The organism is Rheinheimera pacifica, from assembly GCF_900108485.1.
In the GTDB taxonomy this organism is placed as follows: Bacteria; Pseudomonadota; Gammaproteobacteria; order Enterobacterales; family Alteromonadaceae; genus Alishewanella; species Alishewanella pacifica.
This window is the reverse complement of sequence record NZ_FNXF01000046.1, coordinates 1-1,032: the sequence shown is the minus strand read 5'-3', so window position 1 is coordinate 1,032 and position 1,032 is coordinate 1. Positions and strand designations below refer to the sequence as shown.

1 protein-coding gene is annotated in these 1,032 nt (G+C 53.6%); it reads left to right on the top strand.

Features of this window, described 5'->3' with window-relative positions; all coding sequences use genetic code 11:
- On the top strand, window positions 1-961 hold a 961-nt coding region (locus tag BLW68_RS20895; RefSeq protein ID WP_092797219.1), incomplete at its 5' end, for a permease.
- Window positions 962-1,032 lie beyond the last annotated feature (71 nt).

The following is a 1,032-nucleotide window of genomic DNA, read 5'->3' as shown; positions in this document are numbered from 1 at the left end:
CATTAGCTTGCTGGTCGGAGTTCTTCAACGTCACATCCCACCATCCAAGGTGGAAGCGTTACTGACTTCCAGTGGGAAGCGAGGCTATTTTCTTGCTGCTGGTTTAGGAGCTATAACGCCCTTCTGTAGTTGCTCGACTATCCCCATGTTGAAAGGGTTGATTCGGGCACGGGCCGGTTTTGGGCCGATGATGGTGTTTCTTTTCTCATCTCCGTTGCTGAATCCTATCGTCGTCGGCCTGCTGGTTGCCACGTTTGGATGGACACTTACTGCTATCTATGTGCTCGCCGCTTTGGTGGTCGCGGTAGGTGCCGGATGGCTGCTTCACACGCTTGGCTTCGAGCGTTATGTGCGCCGGACGGCGACACAAGAGAGCAGTGGATGTAGTTCATCAGCAAGCCCGTGCAGTGCTACATCGACCGCATCGAGTTGCGGCACCAACAGCTGCGACACCACTCCGAAGACGGCTTCTTGCGGGGCTGATAGGAAGACAACAGTCTCTACGTCTAGCGAATGCTGTGACAGTCAACCCACTGTCACGGTTAAGAAAGAAGGGAAGTACAGTGGTGTGTGGCGGGAAGCTTGGTCGGACTTTATCGATGTGTTGCCTTACCTGCTCATCGGTATTGCGATTGGCAGCGTGATCTATGGTTTCATGCCCACTGACTTATTGGAGCAGTATGCAGGCCCAGATAATCCCTTTGCCATTCCAGTTGCCGCTGTCATCGGCGTGCCGTTGTATATTCGCGCTGAAGCCGTCATACCTCTGGCAGCGGCTCTGATGGCCAAAGGCGTGGGTGCCGGGACGGTGCTAGCGTTGATCATCGGCAGTGCCGGAGCCAGCCTGACTGAGCTCATTCTGTTGCGCTCTTTGTTCACGCTGAAGCTTTTAGCGGCGTTTTTAGCAGTCATTTTTGCTATGGCGATGATTGCCGGTTACGCCACCTACCTGTTTTTCTGATCAAGGCGGGAGATGATTAATTCGTTAAGCCTTCCTGGGTACCAGTTGGTGGATTCTGATGAGCAGAATGA